Source organism: Gilvirhabdus luticola, from assembly GCF_040117515.1.
Lineage (GTDB): Bacteria > Bacteroidota > Bacteroidia > Flavobacteriales > Flavobacteriaceae > Gilvirhabdus > Gilvirhabdus luticola.
The window spans coordinates 742,946-760,388 of the sequence record NZ_JBEEEN010000001.1 but is presented as its reverse complement, the minus strand read 5'-3'; the positions used below and the strand labels follow the sequence as shown (position 1 = coordinate 760,388).

The 17,443-nt window shown below is 33.2% G+C and carries 15 protein-coding genes and 1 tRNA gene; 10 read left to right on the top strand and 6 right to left on the bottom strand.

Annotation, left to right across the window (positions count from 1 at the left end; translation table 11 throughout):
• Window positions 1–7 precede the first annotated feature (7 nt).
• Both glgA and lepA read right to left on the bottom strand, forming a co-directional pair.
• Window positions 8–1,210, bottom strand: a complete 1,203-nt coding sequence (glgA, locus tag AAFP94_RS03480; RefSeq protein ID WP_316660474.1) for a glycogen synthase — start codon at window positions 1,208–1,210, stop codon at window positions 8–10.
• A 126-nt stretch (window positions 1,211–1,336) separates the two neighbouring features.
• Entirely contained in the window at window positions 1,337–3,133 is a 1,797-nt protein-coding gene (lepA, locus tag AAFP94_RS03475) for a translation elongation factor 4 (protein WP_316660475.1), read from the bottom strand.
• Between the two features lie 154 nt (window positions 3,134–3,287).
• On the opposite strand from lepA, the gene AAFP94_RS03470 reads away from it, so the two are divergent.
• Window positions 3,288–5,723, top strand: coding sequence for an outer membrane beta-barrel family protein (locus tag AAFP94_RS03470; protein WP_316660477.1), 2,436 nt, complete (start codon window positions 3,288–3,290; stop codon window positions 5,721–5,723).
• Here AAFP94_RS03470 and AAFP94_RS03465 read toward each other — a convergent pair.
• Entirely contained in the window at window positions 5,720–6,814 is a 1,095-nt protein-coding gene (locus AAFP94_RS03465) for a TolB family protein (RefSeq protein WP_316660478.1), read from the bottom strand. The two genes, AAFP94_RS03470 and AAFP94_RS03465, sit on opposite strands and share 4 nt — an antisense overlap.
• Before the next feature lie 44 nt (window positions 6,815–6,858).
• On the opposite strand from AAFP94_RS03465, the gene AAFP94_RS03460 reads away from it, so the two are divergent.
• Window positions 6,859–8,082, top strand: coding sequence for a M28 family peptidase (locus AAFP94_RS03460; protein ID WP_316660479.1), 1,224 nt, complete (start codon window positions 6,859–6,861; stop codon window positions 8,080–8,082).
• Between the two features lie 3 nt (window positions 8,083–8,085).
• Window positions 8,086–9,078, top strand: a complete 993-nt coding sequence (gene dusB, locus AAFP94_RS03455) for a tRNA dihydrouridine synthase DusB (RefSeq protein WP_316660480.1) — start codon at window positions 8,086–8,088, stop codon at window positions 9,076–9,078.
• Here dusB and AAFP94_RS03450 read toward each other — a convergent pair.
• Both AAFP94_RS03450 and rbfA read right to left on the bottom strand, forming a co-directional pair.
• Window positions 9,066–10,277: an ABC transporter permease gene (locus AAFP94_RS03450; RefSeq protein ID WP_316660482.1), complete on the bottom strand. Its 1,212-nt coding sequence runs from the start codon at window positions 10,275–10,277 to the stop codon at window positions 9,066–9,068. The genes dusB and AAFP94_RS03450 overlap by 13 nt on opposite strands.
• Window positions 10,278–10,673, bottom strand: a complete 396-nt coding sequence (gene rbfA, locus AAFP94_RS03445; protein WP_316660483.1) for a 30S ribosome-binding factor RbfA — start codon at window positions 10,671–10,673, stop codon at window positions 10,278–10,280. It lies immediately after the preceding gene.
• Between the two features lie 78 nt (window positions 10,674–10,751).
• Here rbfA and mce point away from each other — a divergent pair, with 78 nt between their 5' ends.
• The 7 genes from mce (at window position 10,752) to AAFP94_RS03410 (ending at window position 16,816) form a co-directional block, all read left to right on the top strand.
• On the top strand, window positions 10,752–11,156 hold the full coding sequence (gene mce / locus AAFP94_RS03440) for a methylmalonyl-CoA epimerase (RefSeq protein WP_316660484.1): 405 nt from the start codon (window positions 10,752–10,754) through the stop codon (window positions 11,154–11,156).
• A gap of 77 nt (window positions 11,157–11,233) precedes the next feature.
• Window positions 11,234–11,307 (top strand) — tRNA-Ile (locus AAFP94_RS03435).
• Window positions 11,308–11,405: 98 nt separating this feature from the next.
• Window positions 11,406–11,990 (top strand): Crp/Fnr family transcriptional regulator, encoded by a 585-nt coding sequence (locus AAFP94_RS03430; protein WP_316660486.1) that lies wholly within the window; start codon window positions 11,406–11,408, stop codon window positions 11,988–11,990.
• A gap of 102 nt (window positions 11,991–12,092) precedes the next feature.
• Window positions 12,093–12,671: a YceI family protein gene (locus AAFP94_RS03425; protein ID WP_316660487.1), complete on the top strand. Its 579-nt coding sequence runs from the start codon at window positions 12,093–12,095 to the stop codon at window positions 12,669–12,671.
• Window positions 12,672–12,817: 146 nt separating this feature from the next.
• Window positions 12,818–14,308 carry a histidine ammonia-lyase gene (gene hutH, locus AAFP94_RS03420; RefSeq protein WP_316661265.1) on the top strand — a complete coding sequence of 497 codons (1,491 nt, stop codon included), beginning with the start codon at window positions 12,818–12,820 and terminating at the stop codon, window positions 14,306–14,308.
• Window positions 14,309–14,317: 9 nt separating this feature from the next.
• Window positions 14,318–16,321 (top strand): urocanate hydratase, encoded by a 2,004-nt coding sequence (locus tag AAFP94_RS03415; protein WP_316661266.1) that lies wholly within the window; start codon window positions 14,318–14,320, stop codon window positions 16,319–16,321.
• A gap of 291 nt (window positions 16,322–16,612) precedes the next feature.
• Entirely contained in the window at window positions 16,613–16,816 is a 204-nt protein-coding gene (locus tag AAFP94_RS03410; protein WP_316660488.1) for a hypothetical protein, read from the top strand.
• On the opposite strand, the gene AAFP94_RS03405 is transcribed toward AAFP94_RS03410, so the two are convergent.
• Complete coding sequence (locus tag AAFP94_RS03405; RefSeq protein WP_316660489.1) at window positions 16,806–17,405, bottom strand: riboflavin synthase; 600 nt, start codon at window positions 17,403–17,405, stop codon at window positions 16,806–16,808. The genes AAFP94_RS03410 and AAFP94_RS03405 overlap by 11 nt on opposite strands.
• Between the last annotated feature and the right edge of the window lie 38 nt (window positions 17,406–17,443).

Here is a 17,443-nt window from a genome sequence, read left to right as displayed (position 1 = left end):
TTTAAATTTATATTAAAGATTGATATAATGCTTCTGTTTGTTTTGCAATGGCTTGCCAATCAAAAGTTTCTTCAACACGCCTTCTTCCATTATTAGCCATGGTTTTTTTCAAATCAGGGTTTTGTATAACTTTATTGATGGCGATTGCCAGATCTTGTGAAAACTTATCTGGATTTACTGGCTCAAAAGGCGCCTCCCGTTGTTGTTCTAGAGGAATCAATAGACCGGTTTCACCATGAACTACCACCTCTTTGATTCCGCCAACCGCACTTGCAACAACAGCAGTATTACAGGCCATGGCTTCAATGTTTATTATTCCGAAAGGCTCATAAATTGATGGACAACAAAAAACATCTGCATGAGAATATAATTGAATCACATCTTTTTTGTCTAACATTTTGTCTATCCAAATAATATTGTCTCTCGTCTTTTTTGCTTCTGCAACACTATTTTCCATTTCTTTCGCAATGTCCTCTGTATCTGGCGCTCCAGCACACAATACAACCTGTGTGTTTTCATCAATAAACTTTATAGCATTTACTAAATGAATAATCCCTTTTTGACGCGTAATTCTCCCCACAAAAAGTACATAAGGTTTGGTTTTATCAACACCATATTTCTCTAACGCAGAGGCATCTGTTGTTGACACATACTCTTTAAGATTAATACCATTGTAGATAACTTTTATTTTATTCGCATCAACATCAAAGTGTTTCAACACATCATCTTTCGTTTCTTTAGATACGGCAATTACCGCATCAGCCATTTCTATTGCAGTTTTCTCAATCCAGGAAGATGCATCATAGCCTCTTCCCAGTTGCTCTCTTTTCCAAGGCCTTAAGGGCTCTAAAGAATGAGTCGTAATAACTAATGGAACTCCATAACACAGTTTAGCTACAATTCCAGCAAATTGAGCATACCAAGTATGACAATGAACAACATCAGCATCAATTGGATTAGCATTCATTTGAATACACGTTGCCAATGTGTTGAGAACTGGTTTTATCTTTCCATTAGTTTTGTGAAAATCCAGAAGATTTTCTGAAAACCCTTTAATATTCAGATGTTGTTGCTCAACATCTTGGTCTCCAAAACAACGAACATCAACATCCATAAATTTTGATAGTTCGTCAGCTAGATATTCCACATGAACACCTGCGCCACCATAGACATGTGGCGGAAATTCTTTAGTATAAAAAAGGACTTTCATTAAAAAAATACAGATTAATTAACTACAAAAACCATTGTAATATACAAGTTACAAAATGTTTTAACAATCTAAATTAAGAAAGTATAACAATTGATTTAAAAAAAATCAATTTAAAGAATAGAACACTTAATCATTAAGCTTTAAAACTGCCATAAATGCTTCTTGGGGAATTTCAACATTTCCTACTTGACGCATACGTTTTTTACCTTTTTTCTGCTTTTCTAACAATTTTCTTTTTCTGGAAATATCTCCACCATAGCATTTTGCGGTAACGTCTTTGCGCAATGCTTTAATGGTTTCTCTGGAAATAATTTTTGCACCAATAGCTGCTTGAATCGGAATATCAAATTGCTGCCTCGGAATCAATGCTCTTAATTTTTCACACATTTTCTTACCAATAGAGTAGGCATTATCAGCATGAATTAAAGCAGAAAGGGCATCAACGGTTTGGCTATTTAATAAAATATCTACACGAACTAACTTGGATTCTCGCAAACCAATCGGAGAGTAATCAAAAGAAGCATAGCCTTTAGAAACCGTTTTTAGTCTGTCGTAAAAGTCAAAAACAATTTCAGCAAGAGGCATATCAAACGTTAGTTCTACACGCTCAGTTGTTAAATAGGTTTGATTTTTTATAACTCCTCTTTTTTCGATACACAAAGACATAACATTACCAACAAAGTCTGATTTTGTAATGATTGTAGCTTTAATATAAGGCTCTTCTACACGATCTAATGTAGACGGTTCTGGTAAGTCTGAAGGATTATTTACAATAATTATTTGATCAGGTTCTTTTCTTGTAAACGCATGATAAGACACGTTTGGAACCGTTGTTATTACAGTCATATCAAATTCACGCTCTAATCTCTCTTGAATTATTTCTAAATGAAGCATACCTAAAAACCCACATCTAAAGCCAAAACCTAAAGCAGCAGAGCTTTCTGCCGAAAAAACTAATGATGCATCATTTAGCTGTAATTTTTCCATAGAAGCGCGAAGTTCTTCGTAATCTTCTGTGTCCACAGGATAGATACCTGCAAAAACCATTGGCTTTACATCTTCAAACCCAGAAATAGCATTGGTGGTTGGTGATTTTGCGTCGGTTATCGTATCTCCAACTTTAACCTCTTTAGCTTCTTTTATGCCTGTAATTAAATAACCAACGTCTCCTGCCTTAATTTCATTCCTAGGAAATTGTTTTAATCGCAAAGTACCAACTTCGTCTGCGTTATAAGTTTTCCCAGTGGCTATAAATTTCACCAATTGATTCTTTTTTATAACACCATTAATAACTCTAAAATAAGTTTCTACACCTCGAAATGGGTTATAAACAGAATCAAAAACTAAAGCTTGTAAAGGCTCTGATTCATCACCCTTTGGAGCAGGAACGCGTTCGATGATTGCGGTTAAGATTTCTTCAATACCAATTCCGGTTTTAGCACTAGCCGGAATAACTTCAGAAGCATCACAGCCTAAAAGATCCACTATATCGTCAGTTACTTCTTCAGGGTTTGCGCTTGGCAAATCCACTTTGTTAAGCACAGGAATGATTTCCAGATCATTTTCTAATGCCAAATAAAGGTTCGAAATAGTTTGAGCCTGAATGCTTTGAGCGGCATCTACTATTAATAGAGCACCTTCGCATGCTGCAATAGAACGAGAAACTTCATATGAAAAATCAACATGACCAGGTGTGTCAATAAGGTTTAAAACGTATTGTTCTCCTTTATAGGAATAGTCCATTTGAATAGCGTGAGATTTGATTGTAATACCTCGTTCACGCTCCAGATCCATATTATCCAATAACTGATCCTGTTTTTCGCGATCGGTTACAGAACCAGTAAACTCTAAAAGGCGATCTGCAAGAGTACTTTTTCCGTGATCAATATGGGCAATAATGCAAAAGTTTCTAATATTCTTCATAAAGACTAAATCCTAAACAAAAGATTTTGCAAATATAGTTGATTTATTATGCTTTAATAGCTTTATTTTAAACAAAACACAAAGGCACCATTACGGTTTTACCGTAGATTAAAATACAAAAGAAATGCTATATTGCGACTTTAAAACATTGAATTTGAATTTTATTAAAAGAATTGTTTTAATTGTTTCCTGCCTGCTGTTACCTACATTAATAATAGCACAAAATTTTTCCATTTCTGGGTCGGTGAAAGATGAGCATGACCAGCTAGTTTCTTTTGCTAATGTGATAGTTTCAGATATCAGTAATTCAGCAATAATTCATGGAACAACAACAGACGAATCCGGAACTTTTAAATTAGTCGAACTTAAGCAAAGCAACTATGCTTTTCAAGTCAGTTATTTAGGCTATATAACTTATAGAGATACTCTTGATTTAAGTAAAGATTTAAAACTAAAGACCATAATTCTTAAAGAAAAAACAGAAGAACTTGATGGCGTGACTATTATTGCAAAAAAACCAACAGTTAAGCGTTTGGTTGATAGATTAGTTTTTAATGTTGAAAATTCTACACTTTCTGAAAACAATGTTTTAGACGTTTTGAAACATACACCAGGAGTTTTAGTTCGCGACCAGAATATAACAGTTAAAAACAGGACACCATCTATTTATATAAACGACAGGAAAGTTCATTTATCATCAGAAGAGGTTCAACAACTACTGGAAGGAACATCGGCTACAAACATAAAATCAATAGAAGTCATCACTAATCCACCAACAAAATACGAAGCCGAAGGAGGTGTGGTCTTAAACATTATCACTAGTAAAAATGTTATTTCTGGATATAATGGAAGTGTTTTCGGAAACTATAAACAAGGCAAAAAATTCCCAAAATATTCAATTGGTACAAGCCATTTTTTTAAAACAAAAAATTTAAATGCCTATGTAAATTATAGTATAAGCCCAAGAAAAGATTATCGGCAAATAGATGAATCAATAAACTTTTTTGACAATAATCAGCCAGCAAATAGCTGGGAAACAGATTTTGAAAGAGAGAGAAAAACAGGAAACCAAAGCATTAATACCAATTTAGAGTATGAATTAGATCAAAATAATAGAATTGGATTTACCACTAACATTTTCCTTTCTCCAGAAAAAAGCACAGAACAAACTGCCAATTCTACAACCGCTGTATATAATTCTGCCAATCAATTAGACTCTACATTTGTTACAAGCAATAGTTTAATTAGTAAGAAAAACAATCTTGCATTCACCTTAGATTACTTACATAAATTTAAAAGAGAAGGAGAAAAGCTATTAGTAAGCGCACACCATACCAGTTTTGATTTCACAAGCAATCAAAATGTTGACACAGATTACTATTGGCCAGATAATTCATTGATCAGAAACAGTATGTTCCAAACATTATCTAGTCAAGAAATAAAACTTTATACAGGACAGATTGATTATGAATTGCCAATTAAAGAAACTAAACTGCTTGAGGCTGGAGCAAAATTTACAGATATTGATTCAAAAAACATTCTGGAACAGTATAATTTTATGAATGGTCAATCTGTAATTGACCCTCTAAATTCAGACAATTTTCTTTATGACGAAACCATTTATGCATCTTATTTAAGTTACACTTCAGATTTTGAAAATTGGAATTTAAAATTAGGATTGAGAGCTGAATATACTGACATTAAAAGTAATTCACAGTCTACAAACACGTTAAACGAAAACGATTATTTTAAGCTTTTCCCCTCATTTCATATCCTAAAACCATTATCAGAAGAAAACGAATTATATTTTAATTACAACAAACGTATACAAAGACCGAGATATCGAGAACTGAACCCATTCAAATATTACTTGAACGAAAATAATTATATAGTGGGCGACCCAGAACTAAAACCACAGATTGATGATGTCCTTACTTTTGGATATACTTTTAGAAAGGATTTTACTTTCGAATTGTATTATCGTTATGAGAGAAACCCAATTATTGAATTAACAATTCAAGACAACGAAAATAACGAACTGCAATATGCGTATACTAATTTAGATCACGCTATCACTTACGGATTGGACTTTACAACTTATACAGAATTATTTCCCAATTGGAACCTGTATGCTCTGGCATCAGTTTTTTATTATGACAATAAATTTTATTCTCAAGATAATCAGAATGATTTACTGAATAATGATAAGTGGTCATTCTACACTCAAATTATAAATTATTTTAGTTTTTTAAAGGACAATAGTTTAACAGCAGACTTAACATTTCTATTTATTTCTCCTGTAGCTGAAGGACCAGTTGATGTAAGTTCCAGATCAAGCTTAGATATTAATTTAAGAAAAACATTTTGCAACAAAAGAGCGTCTTTAAGTTTAGGTTTCACCGATATTTTTGACACATTAAACTTTAATCAGACCACCAGATATCAAAATCAAGATATTTATTCTGATTGGTATACAGAAAACAAGATGTTTACTATTGGCTTTAATTATAAGTTTGGAAACTTCAGGTTAACTAATAATAAAAAAGAAATTGACCTTAAAGAAAGAGACAGACTTAAAGAAAGAGATTAATCTTGCCATTCTGCAATAAACAAATTGGTATCTCGTCCACCGCCATTATTTCTGTTAGACGAAAAAATAAGTTTCTTGCCATCATTTGAAAATACTGGAAACGCATCAAAAGTTTCACCATGCGTAATTCTAGTTAGATTTTTTCCATCAATATCGATCATATATAAATTAAACGGAAATCCCCTTTCTGCCTCAAAGTTTGAAGAAAATAGAATTTTATTGCCAGAAGGATGAAAAAATGGACTCCAATTAGCATTTCCTAATTGCGTAAGCTGTTTCAAATTAGACCCATCTGAATTACATATATATAGCTCCATTTCGGTTGGCTGAACCAATCCTTCGGCTAAAAGGTCTTTATATTCTTTAATTTCTTCTTTTGTTTTTGGCCTTGACGATCTAAAAATAATTTTTGTTCCATCAGGAGAAAAAAAAGCACCGCCATCATATCCTAATTCACTGGTTATCTGTTTTAAATTGTTTCCATCGAGATCCATAGTATAAAGTTCTAAATCACCACTTCTCGTAGATGTAAAAACTATTTTGTCACCCTTTGGAGAAACAGTTGCTTCAGCGTCGTATCCAACCTCATCAGTAAGTTGAGCAGTGATATTCCCGTTAAGATCAGCGACAAAAATATCATAAGAATCATATATCGGCCAAACATATTTACCATTAACCCTTAAAGGAGTTTCGGGACAATTTTCATCTTTCAGATGTGTCGAGGCATAAACTATATGTTTGTTATCAGGCAGAAAGTATGCGCAAGTAGTTCTCCCTTTCCCAGTGCTTATCATAGGTGGCACGATACTATCAAAAGTGTCTGTAACATTCATTAAAAACATTTGGTCGCAACCTACATTCCAGTTTTTATTGTTTGATTGAAAAACCAATTGTTGGTCATCAAAACTCCAGTAGGCCTCCGCATTATCGCCTCCAAAAGTTACTTGCCGTAAGGATTTAAAATGTATTTCTTCGGGATAAATTAAAGAATCTTTAGCTTCGGCGGTTTCTCCATAAAAAACTTTAGAAGAAGGGTTATTTTTACAAGACAGGATTATAATAAGGATTAATAACGAAAAGCAATACTTCATAAAAAAGAATAATATTAAATTTGCGCTAAAATAATGTTTAAAGCATGAAGAAAATATCGTTACTGGTTCTTTTTATATCGCTACTCGGATGTGAAAATGCGTATGTTCCCGAAAACAAAATAAAAGAAGATGTTACTTTTTTGGCCAATGATGGTTTAGAAGGTCGTCAAACAGGAACCGAAGGAGAGAAAAGAGCCGCAGAATATATTGCACAACGATTTACAGATATTGGATTAATGGCTAAAGGAACAAATAACTATTTTCAGGAGTTTTCCTTTAAGCCCAAAACCAATCCTCATCAAAAAGTCACTTATTCAGCTGAAGGAGATAGTACAATTACAGGAACTAACGTTATTGGATTTATAGACAATGAGGCTGAAAACACCATAATAATAGGCGCTCATTACGATCATTTAGGCTATGGCGCAGAAGGGTCTTTGTATAGAGGTTCTGAAAAAGCAATTCACAATGGAGCAGATGATAATGCAAGTGGTGTTGCAGTTATGTTAAATTTAGCTGGTAAATTAAAGACTTCAAACCCAAATAACAATTACTTGTTTATTGCTTTTTCGGGTGAGGAAATGGGTCTTCTAGGTTCAAATTATTTTACAAAAAATGCCTCCATAGATCTTACAAAAGCAAATTATATGTTAAATATGGATATGGTTGGAAGATTAAAACAAGACAGTACATTAGCTGTTTATGGTGTTGGCACATCTCCTATTTTAAAGCAAATAGTCACTTCAAATAATAAAAGTTTTAAAATTATTGAAAATGAATCTGGGGTAGGGCCAAGCGACCATACATCGTTTTACAATAGTGATATTCCAGTCCTGCATTTTTTTACAGGTCAGCATGAAGATTACCATAAACCTTCTGATGACTCAAACAAATTGAATTATAAAGGCATGGAGACCATTTCAAATTATATATATAACATCATAACAGATCTGGACGACAATGGTAAATTGGCTTTTAGAAAAACTAAAAACGAAAGTGAAGAAACACCTCGCTTTAAAGTTGGTTTAGGCGTAGTACCAGATTATTTGTTTGATGGCGAAGGCATGCGTATTGATGGTATTAGTGAAGATAAACCAGCACAAAGAGCTGGATTACAAAAAGGCGATATTGTTATTAAACTTGGCGACAGCACAATAACAGACTTGATGAGTTATATGAGATCACTTTCGGTTTTCGAAAAAGGAGATAAAACAACTGTAGTTGTTGAAAGAAACGGGAAAGAAGTAGAAGCAGAAATTAAATTTTAAGATTTGGTAAAAATAGACAACATAGAATTACCTGATTTTCCATTGCTGTTAGCGCCAATGGAAGACGTAAGTGATCCGCCTTTTCGAGCTTTGTGCAAAGAACAAGGCGCTGATGTTGTTTACACCGAATTTGTATCTAGCGAAGGCTTAATTCGTAACGCTACAAAAAGTGTTATGAAGTTAGATATTTATGAAAAGGAACGACCTGTTGGAATTCAAATTTTCGGAGCAAATCTAGACAGTATGCTACAAACTATTGATATCGTTGAAAAATCTAACCCAGACATTATTGATATTAATTTTGGCTGTCCTGTAAAAAAAGTAGTAAGTAAAGGTGCTGGTGCAGGTATTTTAAAAGATGTTTGCTTAATGGAAAAACTAACAGCAGAAATAGTAAAACGCACTAACCTGCCCATAACTGTAAAAACACGATTAGGCTGGGATCACGATTCTATTAAGATAGTAGAAGTTGCTGAAAGATTACAAGATGTTGGTTGTAAGGCTATTGCAATTCACGGCCGTACACGAGCTCAAATGTATAAAGGGAATGCAGATTGGAAACCTATTGCAGAGGTAAAGAACAATCCAAGAATGCACATTCCAGTTTTTGGGAATGGTGATATTGATTCACCGGAAAAAGCTAAAGAAATGAAAGATATTTATGGTCTTGATGGCGCTATGATTGGTCGCGCAAGTATTGGTAATCCTTGGTTTTTTAAACAGGTTAAACATTATTTTAAAACGGGCAAAGTTTTAAAGCCTATTACAATTCATGAGCGCGTTGAAGCTGCGCGAAGACATTTACAAATGTCTATTGACTGGAAAGGTGAAAAGTTAGGTGTTTTTGAAACCAGAAGACATTACACCAATTATTTTAAAGGTATTCCAAATTTTAAAGAATATAGAATGAAAATGGTCACCAGCGATGAAAGCAAAGATGTATTTGCTGCTTTTGATGAAGTACTTGAAAAATTTTCAGAGTATCAGTTTGTATAGTTGCTGGCAAATGTTTTAGTAACTCTACTTGATGCTATTTTGGAAGCAATAATCCCCAAAACAGAAATGGTTACAAACACCAAAACAAAATTCATAGGTTTAAGACTTACTGGATAGGGCAAACTCGGTGTAATCATAATTAAGGATAATTGCTGTTGGAGGATAACGAGGATTAAACCTAAAAATATCCCGATCAATCCACCAAAAACGCTCATTAAAGTTCCCTGTATAAAAAATATTTTACGAATATCTTTAACGCTTGTTCCAAGATTAAACAATGTATTAAGACTGGATTTTTTGTCTAAAATCATCATGATGATAGAGCCTATAACGTTAAATAACGCAATAATTAAAACAAGTGTAAATATTAAATAAACAGCAAGGTTCTCAGTATTTAACATCTTATATAGTGTAGTATTCAGTTGAGTTCTATTTTTCAGTAAGACTTTATCGCCTAAAACAGAATTAATTCTATTTCTAACCGATTCTTCGTCTGTTTCAGATTTTAATTTGAATTCTAATGCAGAAACTTGATCTGAAGAATAATTTAATAAATCTTGAGCAAGGCTGATTGGGGCAAAAACATATGTATCGTTTAAGTTTTCGTTAATATCAAATATTCCGACATTAATAGCGTTTACTAAATTAAATGCGTCTTCTCTAGAAGTAATTTGGCCTTTACCAGGCTTGGGGACATAAAGACTCACAGCTTTACCATAATCTAAAACCCCAAAAGAAAGATTTCTTGAAATTCCCCAGCCTACAACAATCTCATGGGTGTTTTGGGTTAGCCAATTGCCATATTGAATAACTGAATCAATGTTGTTGACTTTCTGGTAATTTTCATCAACACCTTTTATTGAGGCTAAATAGTTTTTATCATCAAACGAAACAATAATACGCTCTTCGATAATTTGAGAGTAATTCGCAATATCTTCAATATTGGTTAATTCTTTTTTTTGTTTTTCAGAAAGCACAAAAGATTTTCCTGTTACAGGAACAGCCTTTAAGTCAGGATCGACTAACGAAGAAAATTCTAATGTAAAATCCTTTAATCCAGCAAAACCGGCAAGTACAATAAAAAGAGAAGCAGAACCTAATATTACACCTATAGCTGCAATTATAGATATGAAATTAATAGCATTGTTGCTACTTTTGGATAACAAATAACGTTTTGCGATGTAAAGAGAAACGTTCAATTATGATTTTTTTCTTTTACTTAAAAGATCAGGATTATTAATAGGATTTTCTTTGCCTTTAAGAGATTTTTCTATTTGATTAATATATTCTAAAGAGTCATCCATAAAAAATTCTAATTGAGGCATTCGCCTTAATTGATGTTTTGTGCGTTGTGATAATTCATGCTTAATAAGATGAGCATTAGACTTAATGCCTTCTAAAAGCTCTTTCCCTTTATTATTCGGAAAAACACTTAAATATGCTTTTGCTATCGATAAATCTACCGTCACACGTACTTTAGACACAGAAATAATAATACCTTGCATACCACCTTGTGTAGCGCTACTTTGTAAAACATCTACAAGGTCACGTTTTAATAGAGATGCTATTTTCTTTTGTCTTTGGCTTTCTTCCATAATGCAAAAATAGTTGATATTTAAAGATTATCTTACTTTTGATTTACAAATTTTGTACCTTGACTTAAAACGTTTAAAATGAATAAAATTGAACACATAGGAATTGCTGTAAAAGACCTTGAATTTTCAAATGTACTTTTTGAAAAACTTTTTGGCCAATCTCATTATAAAATAGAATCAGTTGAAAGCGAAGGAGTCAACACATCTTTCTTTATGGTAGGTAATAACAAAATTGAATTGCTCGAAGCTACTAATAATGAAAGTCCAATCGCAAAGTTCATTGAAAAAAAAGGAGAAGGCATACACCATATTGCTTTTGATGTTAACGATATAAAATCTGAAATTATAAGGCTTGAAAAAGAAGGATTTAAAGTTTTGAATAAAAAACCAAAAAAAGGAGCAGATAATAAATGGGTTGCTTTTCTTCATCCAAAATCAACAAATGGCGTTCTTGTTGAACTGTGTCAGGATATAAAGGAATAAAATTCCTTGTAGAGTTTTAAAATATGTAGTAATATTGCACACTCTTTTTCACAAAGAGGAGTTAGTGAAAACTAACAGGTCCTATAACTCAGTTGGTTAGAGTATCTGACTCATAATCAGAAAGTCCCTGGTTCGAGCCCAGGTGGGACCACATTTTAAGAACCGTAAAGCCTTACAAATTCGTAAGGCTTCGTTTTTATTCCATGTTTTTTCAATACCTTTCATAGCTTAAAAAAGTTATTGAAGTATATGAATATCAAGCCGCTATTATCCTATATTCAAAATTTTGTTGAACTTACAAAAGAAGAAATTTCTTTTTTGAAATTAAATCTTACGTCTCGTAAATATCTAAAGGGGCAATTTGTTCTGCAACAAGGCGATGTCTGCAAAACAAGTTCTTTTATTATCAAAGGCTGTACAAAGATGTTTTATGTTGATGACGATGGGCAGGAACATGTATTTATGCTTGGAATAGAAGACTGGTGGGTTTCTGATATTGGTAGTTTCATCAACCAGACACCTTCAGACTTTAACATTCAATGTTTGGAAGACACAGAATTAATTCAATTTCCTTTTGACAGAATGGAAGACATTTATTTAAAAATCCCAAAACTAGAAAGATTTTTTAGAAAAATAGTTGAAAGAGGTTTGGCTGCAACACAAAGACGTATTATAAGAAACTTTAGTCTTAACGCAAAAGAGCGTTATTTGTTTTTTAAAGAAAGCTACCCAAGTATAGAACAGCGAATACCACAATATATGATAGCTTCATATTTGGGTATTACCAAAGAATTCTTAAGTAAAATAAAAAGCCAGATTGCTCAAGAGGGATAATGTTAATCTAGTTTAATATCATTTCATAAACTACTTCATTTTTATTCACACTATGATGTAAGATATTTGAACCATAAATGTTTAACACTAAAAAATATAAAAATGAAAAATAAAATTAAGCCTTTAGCAATGACAGCCATAATTGCTTTTTCAAGCGTTTCTTATGCAGCTGTGGGCAAAGATGAAAAACAAGTTAATATAGAAGCGAGTAAGGTGGTTTGGAAGGGTTACAAAGTAACAGGTTCTCATGAAGGAACTATTCAAGTTAAAGAAGGTGAACTAGAATTTGAAGGAGATACGTTAATTGGAGGTAGCTTTATAATGGATATGACTACTATTGGCTCAACAGATCTGCAAGGAGATTATAAGGGCAAACTAGATGGGCACTTAAAAAGTGATGATTTCTTTGGAGTTGAGAAATATCCAACAGCTAGTTTAGTTTTTACCGATGTGAAAGCTACTGGGAAAAATTCTTACGAAATAACAGGAGATATTACAATTAAAGGCACTACCGAAACCATCACGTTTGATTTGTCAGTCTATGGGAGTAAGGCAAATGCATCTTTAAAAATAGATCGCTCAAAATTTGATGTTAGATATGGATCAACAAGCTTTTTTGACGGCTTAAAAGACAAAGCAATTTATGACGAATTTGATATAGTAGCAGATTTAGAATTTTAAATTAATAGCAATATAGTTGGTTGGTTATAAAAACACCGTTTCAAATTTGAAACGGTGTTTTATTTTATTCAAATTGCATTTAAATCAAATTATTACTAAAATTAAAATAACTTTGCACACATTTACTTCAGATAATTTTTATGTCAATGTTTAAATATGGAATAGACACACTAACGGTAGACAAGATATTCGAAATAGCAAACCAGAGATTACAAGCTGTGATTAGTTCAGAAGCTCAACAAAGGATTAATAGCTGTAGAAATAAAGTCGAAACTATAGCGAATTCAAATAAAGCGGTTTATGGAATTAACACAGGATTTGGACCGCTTTGCGATGTGCAAATTACACCAGAAGAAACGAGTAAATTACAAGTTAATTTATTAATTACACATGCAGTAGGTGTGGGCAAACCTATAAGTAAAGTATTATCAAAAATCATGATGATTTGCAAAGTTCATGCCTTGTGCCATGGATTTTCAGGCATTAGACTAGAAGTAATACAACGCATTATATATTTTATTGAAAATGATTTAATTCCAGTTGTGCCCGAACAAGGTTCAGTAGGAGCGTCTGGCGATTTAGCACCATTGGCTCATTTGTTTTTACCTTTAATAGGAGAAGGCGAGTTTTGGGAAGATGAAAAGATTGTTACAGCTAAAGAGGTTTTAGCAAAGCATAATCTCGAGCCAATACAACTTCAAGCCAAGGAAGGACTAGCGCTTATAAATGGCACGCAATTTATTTTAGCACATACAATAACTGGGTTAAAAAAGATGGAATATTTACTGGATTTAGCAGATGTGGCTGGAGCAATGAGTATAGAAGGATATCAAGGCAGTGAATCTCCATTTAAAGAGGAGCTACATACTATACGCCCTTTTAAGGGTAACTTAAAAGTCGCCAAAAGAATGCGACTGTTGTTTAAAAATTCTCAAAACATTAAATCACATTTAGATTGTGCTCGTGTACAAGATCCTTATTCTATGCGATGTATTCCACAGGTTCATGGAGCATCCAGAAATGCATTTTATCATCTAAATAATTTAGCAGAAGTTGAAATGAATTCTGTAACCGACAATCCTATAGTATTGAGTGAAACTGTGGCAATATCAGGAGGAAATTTTCATGGACAACCATTGGCCATGGCGTTGGATTATGCTTCCATCGCCGCTGCAGAACTTGGTAATATTTCTGATAGAAGAAGTTATTTGTTAATTGAAGGAAAATATGGTTTACCTCGATTATTAACAGAGTCAGGTGGATTAAATTCAGGATTTATGATTCCTCAATATACAACAGCTGCTTTAGTAACAGAAAACAAATCCTTGTGTTTTCCTCCATCTGCCGATAGTATCCCTACATCTTTAGGGCAAGAAGACCATGTGTCTATGGGAAGTATTTCAGGGCGAAAGTTCAATCAAATATTGGAAAACCTTGAAAAAATATTAGCCATAGAATTAATGTATGCCACCCAAGCATTAGACTTTAGAAGGCCTAACAGATTTTCAGATATTATAGAGAAAAATTATGTGCTAATTAGAGAAAAGGTTGACAAACTGGAAGAAGATAGAATGTTAAAAGAGGATATCAATTACATGATCCAATTAGTCAAAAATCAAAAGTTGATTGTAAAATAATAATTAATGATGACTTTTCAAGAACAAATACTTCAAGGAATACCGATAGACTTGCCTATAAAAAAACCTTATCCTAAAGATGTAAATAGAGCACCCAAACGAAAAGACATATTATCTATTGAAGAAAAAAAATTGGCGGTTAGGAATGCATTACGCTATTTTCCAAAAATCTGGCATCAAGAATTGACTAAAGAATTTGCTGAAGAATTAAAAGAATATGGTAGAATTTATATGCATAGATTCAAGCCAGATTATAAAATCTATGCAAGACCAATTTCTGAATATCCTGCTAAATCAATTCAAGCAGGAGCAATTATGGTAATGATTCAAAACAATTTAGATCCTGCAGTTGCTCAACACCCTGAAGAATTAATTACCTATGGAGGTAATGGCGCTGTATTTCAAAATTGGGCACAGTATCTTTTAACTATGCAATATTTAGCCATCATGACAGATGATCAAACATTGCACATGTATTCTGGTCATCCAATGGGGTTATTTCCTTCGTCAAAAAATGCACCACGAGTTGTTATTACTAATGGCATGATGATTCCTAATTATTCTAGACCAGATGATTGGGAGAAATTTAATGCGCTTGGTGTTTCTCAATATGGACAAATGACGGCAGGGTCGTTCATGTATATTGGGCCACAAGGAATTGTTCATGGCACAACTATTACCGTTATGAATGCATTCCGTAAAATTTTGCCCAAAGAAGATAATCCAAACGGAAAAATATTCTTAACAGCTGGTTTAGGAGGCATGAGTGGAGCACAACCCAAAGCAGGAAATATCGCTGGATGTATTACTGTAGCTGCCGAAATAAACCCTAAAGCCGCGACCAAACGGTTCGAACAAGGCTGGGTTGATGTACTTATTGATGATATGGAGGAACTGATTACTCGGGTAAAACAAGCACAATCTAACAATGGGATAGTCTCCATTGCATATATTGGGAATGTAGTTGATGTTTGGGAGCGTTTTGATGATGAAGATATTTTTATACATGTAGGTTCTGATCAAACCTCATTACATATTCCATGGACAGGCGGTTATTATCCAGTTGGTATTTCGTATGAAGAATCTAATAGGTTGATTCGTGAAGAACCAGAGGTTTTTAAAGAAAAAGTTCAAGAGTCATTGCGGCGTCATGCTGAAGCTATAAATAAGCATGTCGCTAAAGGCACATATTTTTTTGATTACGGAAACGCCTTTTTATTGGAAGCGTCAAGAGCTGGAGCTGATATTATGGCAGAAAACAATATTGATTTCAGATATCCATCTTATGTACAAGATATTTTAGGACCAATGTGTTTTGATTATGGCTTTGGGCCTTTTAGATGGGTTTGTACTTCAGGTAAATCTGGAGATTTAGATAAAACAGATGATATCGCGGCGATTGTTCTTCAAGAAATCATGGAAAATTCACCCGAAGAAATTCAACTTCAAATGCAAGACAATATTACTTGGATAAAAGATGCGAAAAAAAACAAAATGGTTGTTGGTTCACAAGCGCGAATTTTATATGCTGATGCAGAAGGACGAATTAAAATAGCACAAGCCTTTAATGATGCCATTGCAAAGGGTGAAATTGGACCGGTTGTTTTAGGTAGAGATCACCACGATGTTAGTGGGACAGATTCACCTTTCAGAGAAACTTCAAATATTTATGATGGAAGTAAATACACTTCAGATATGGCTATTCACAATGTTATAGGCGATAGTTTTAGAGGAGCCACGTGGGTTTCTATTCACAATGGCGGCGGAGTTGGTTGGGGCGAAGTCATTAATGGTGGTTTTGGATTGTTACTAGATGGTACAGAGGAATCGGAAAACCGGTTAAAAAGCATGTTGTTTTATGATGTAAATAATGGAATTGCAAGAAGGAGCTGGGCAAGGAATGAAGAAGCTATTTTTGCAATTAAACGAGAGATGTACCGCACACCAGAGTTAATGGTCACCTTACCCAATTTAGTCGAAGACATTCTTTTAGACAATCTTTTTAAACAATAGTCAGTAATTACAAACAATGAAACTTGTTGTCTAAAAATATAGTAACGTAATTATGTTTTAAAAACTTATATCAATTAAAATTATTTTATATTTGCCGTAATCATGAAAATATGAGGGATTATTTTTCATAAGAACATACTTTTTGCACCAAATTGGCGTTAGTTTAATGTAAAAAGTAAAAATAAATTAATAGCACTTTATCGATTTTTTTTGCGTTTTATAGATTTTTTTTTCTTTAAAATGCGGATTTTAATTTTGTTAAATCGCTTTATTTTATACATTTACACCAGAATGATATTACAAAACAAAAGAATATTTGCCTCAATCTTATTTGTTTTAATAAGTTTTGTATGTGTAGCGCAGGGTGGTGACCCACCACCACCTACACCACCACCGCCACCAGGTCTTTCTGTTGATGGTGGTATTTTTGTTTTACTCTTGTTAGGAATTTGTTATGGAATTAAAAAAGTATTAGACTTTAGGTCTAAAGCTTAATCTGATTCAATTCCAACAAACGCTTAACATATTTTCCTACAACATCAAATTCAAGATTTACTTCAGAACCAATTGACAAGCTGTTAAAGTTGGTATTCTGAAATGTATACGGAATTATTGCAACACCAAAGGCATTTAAACTTGAATTTATAACTGTTAAGCTCACACCATTAATTGTAATTGAGCCTTTTTCAATTGTAATATTATTTGTGCCAGTGTCGTATTCAAAATCAAATATCCAGCTTCCATTGCTTTCTTTTCTCCCCATACATACAGCCGTTTGATCTACATGGCCCTGTACAATATGTCCGTCTAAACGATCGCCAAGCCTCATCGCTCTTTCTAAATTAACAATATCACCAATCTGTAATTTATCAAGATTAGTTTTCTTTAAAGTTTCATTAATTGCTGTAACTGTGTAAACATTATCATTTACATCAACAACAGTAAGACACACTCCATTATGAGAAACACTTTGATCTATCTTAAGGTCACTAGTAATATCACTTTTAATAGATATATGAAGATTATCCGATTCTTTATTAAGATGAACAACTTTTCCTAAACTTTCAATTATTCCTGTAAACATGCTTCAATCTGTTTATTTGGTTAAATTTGCAGAGTCAA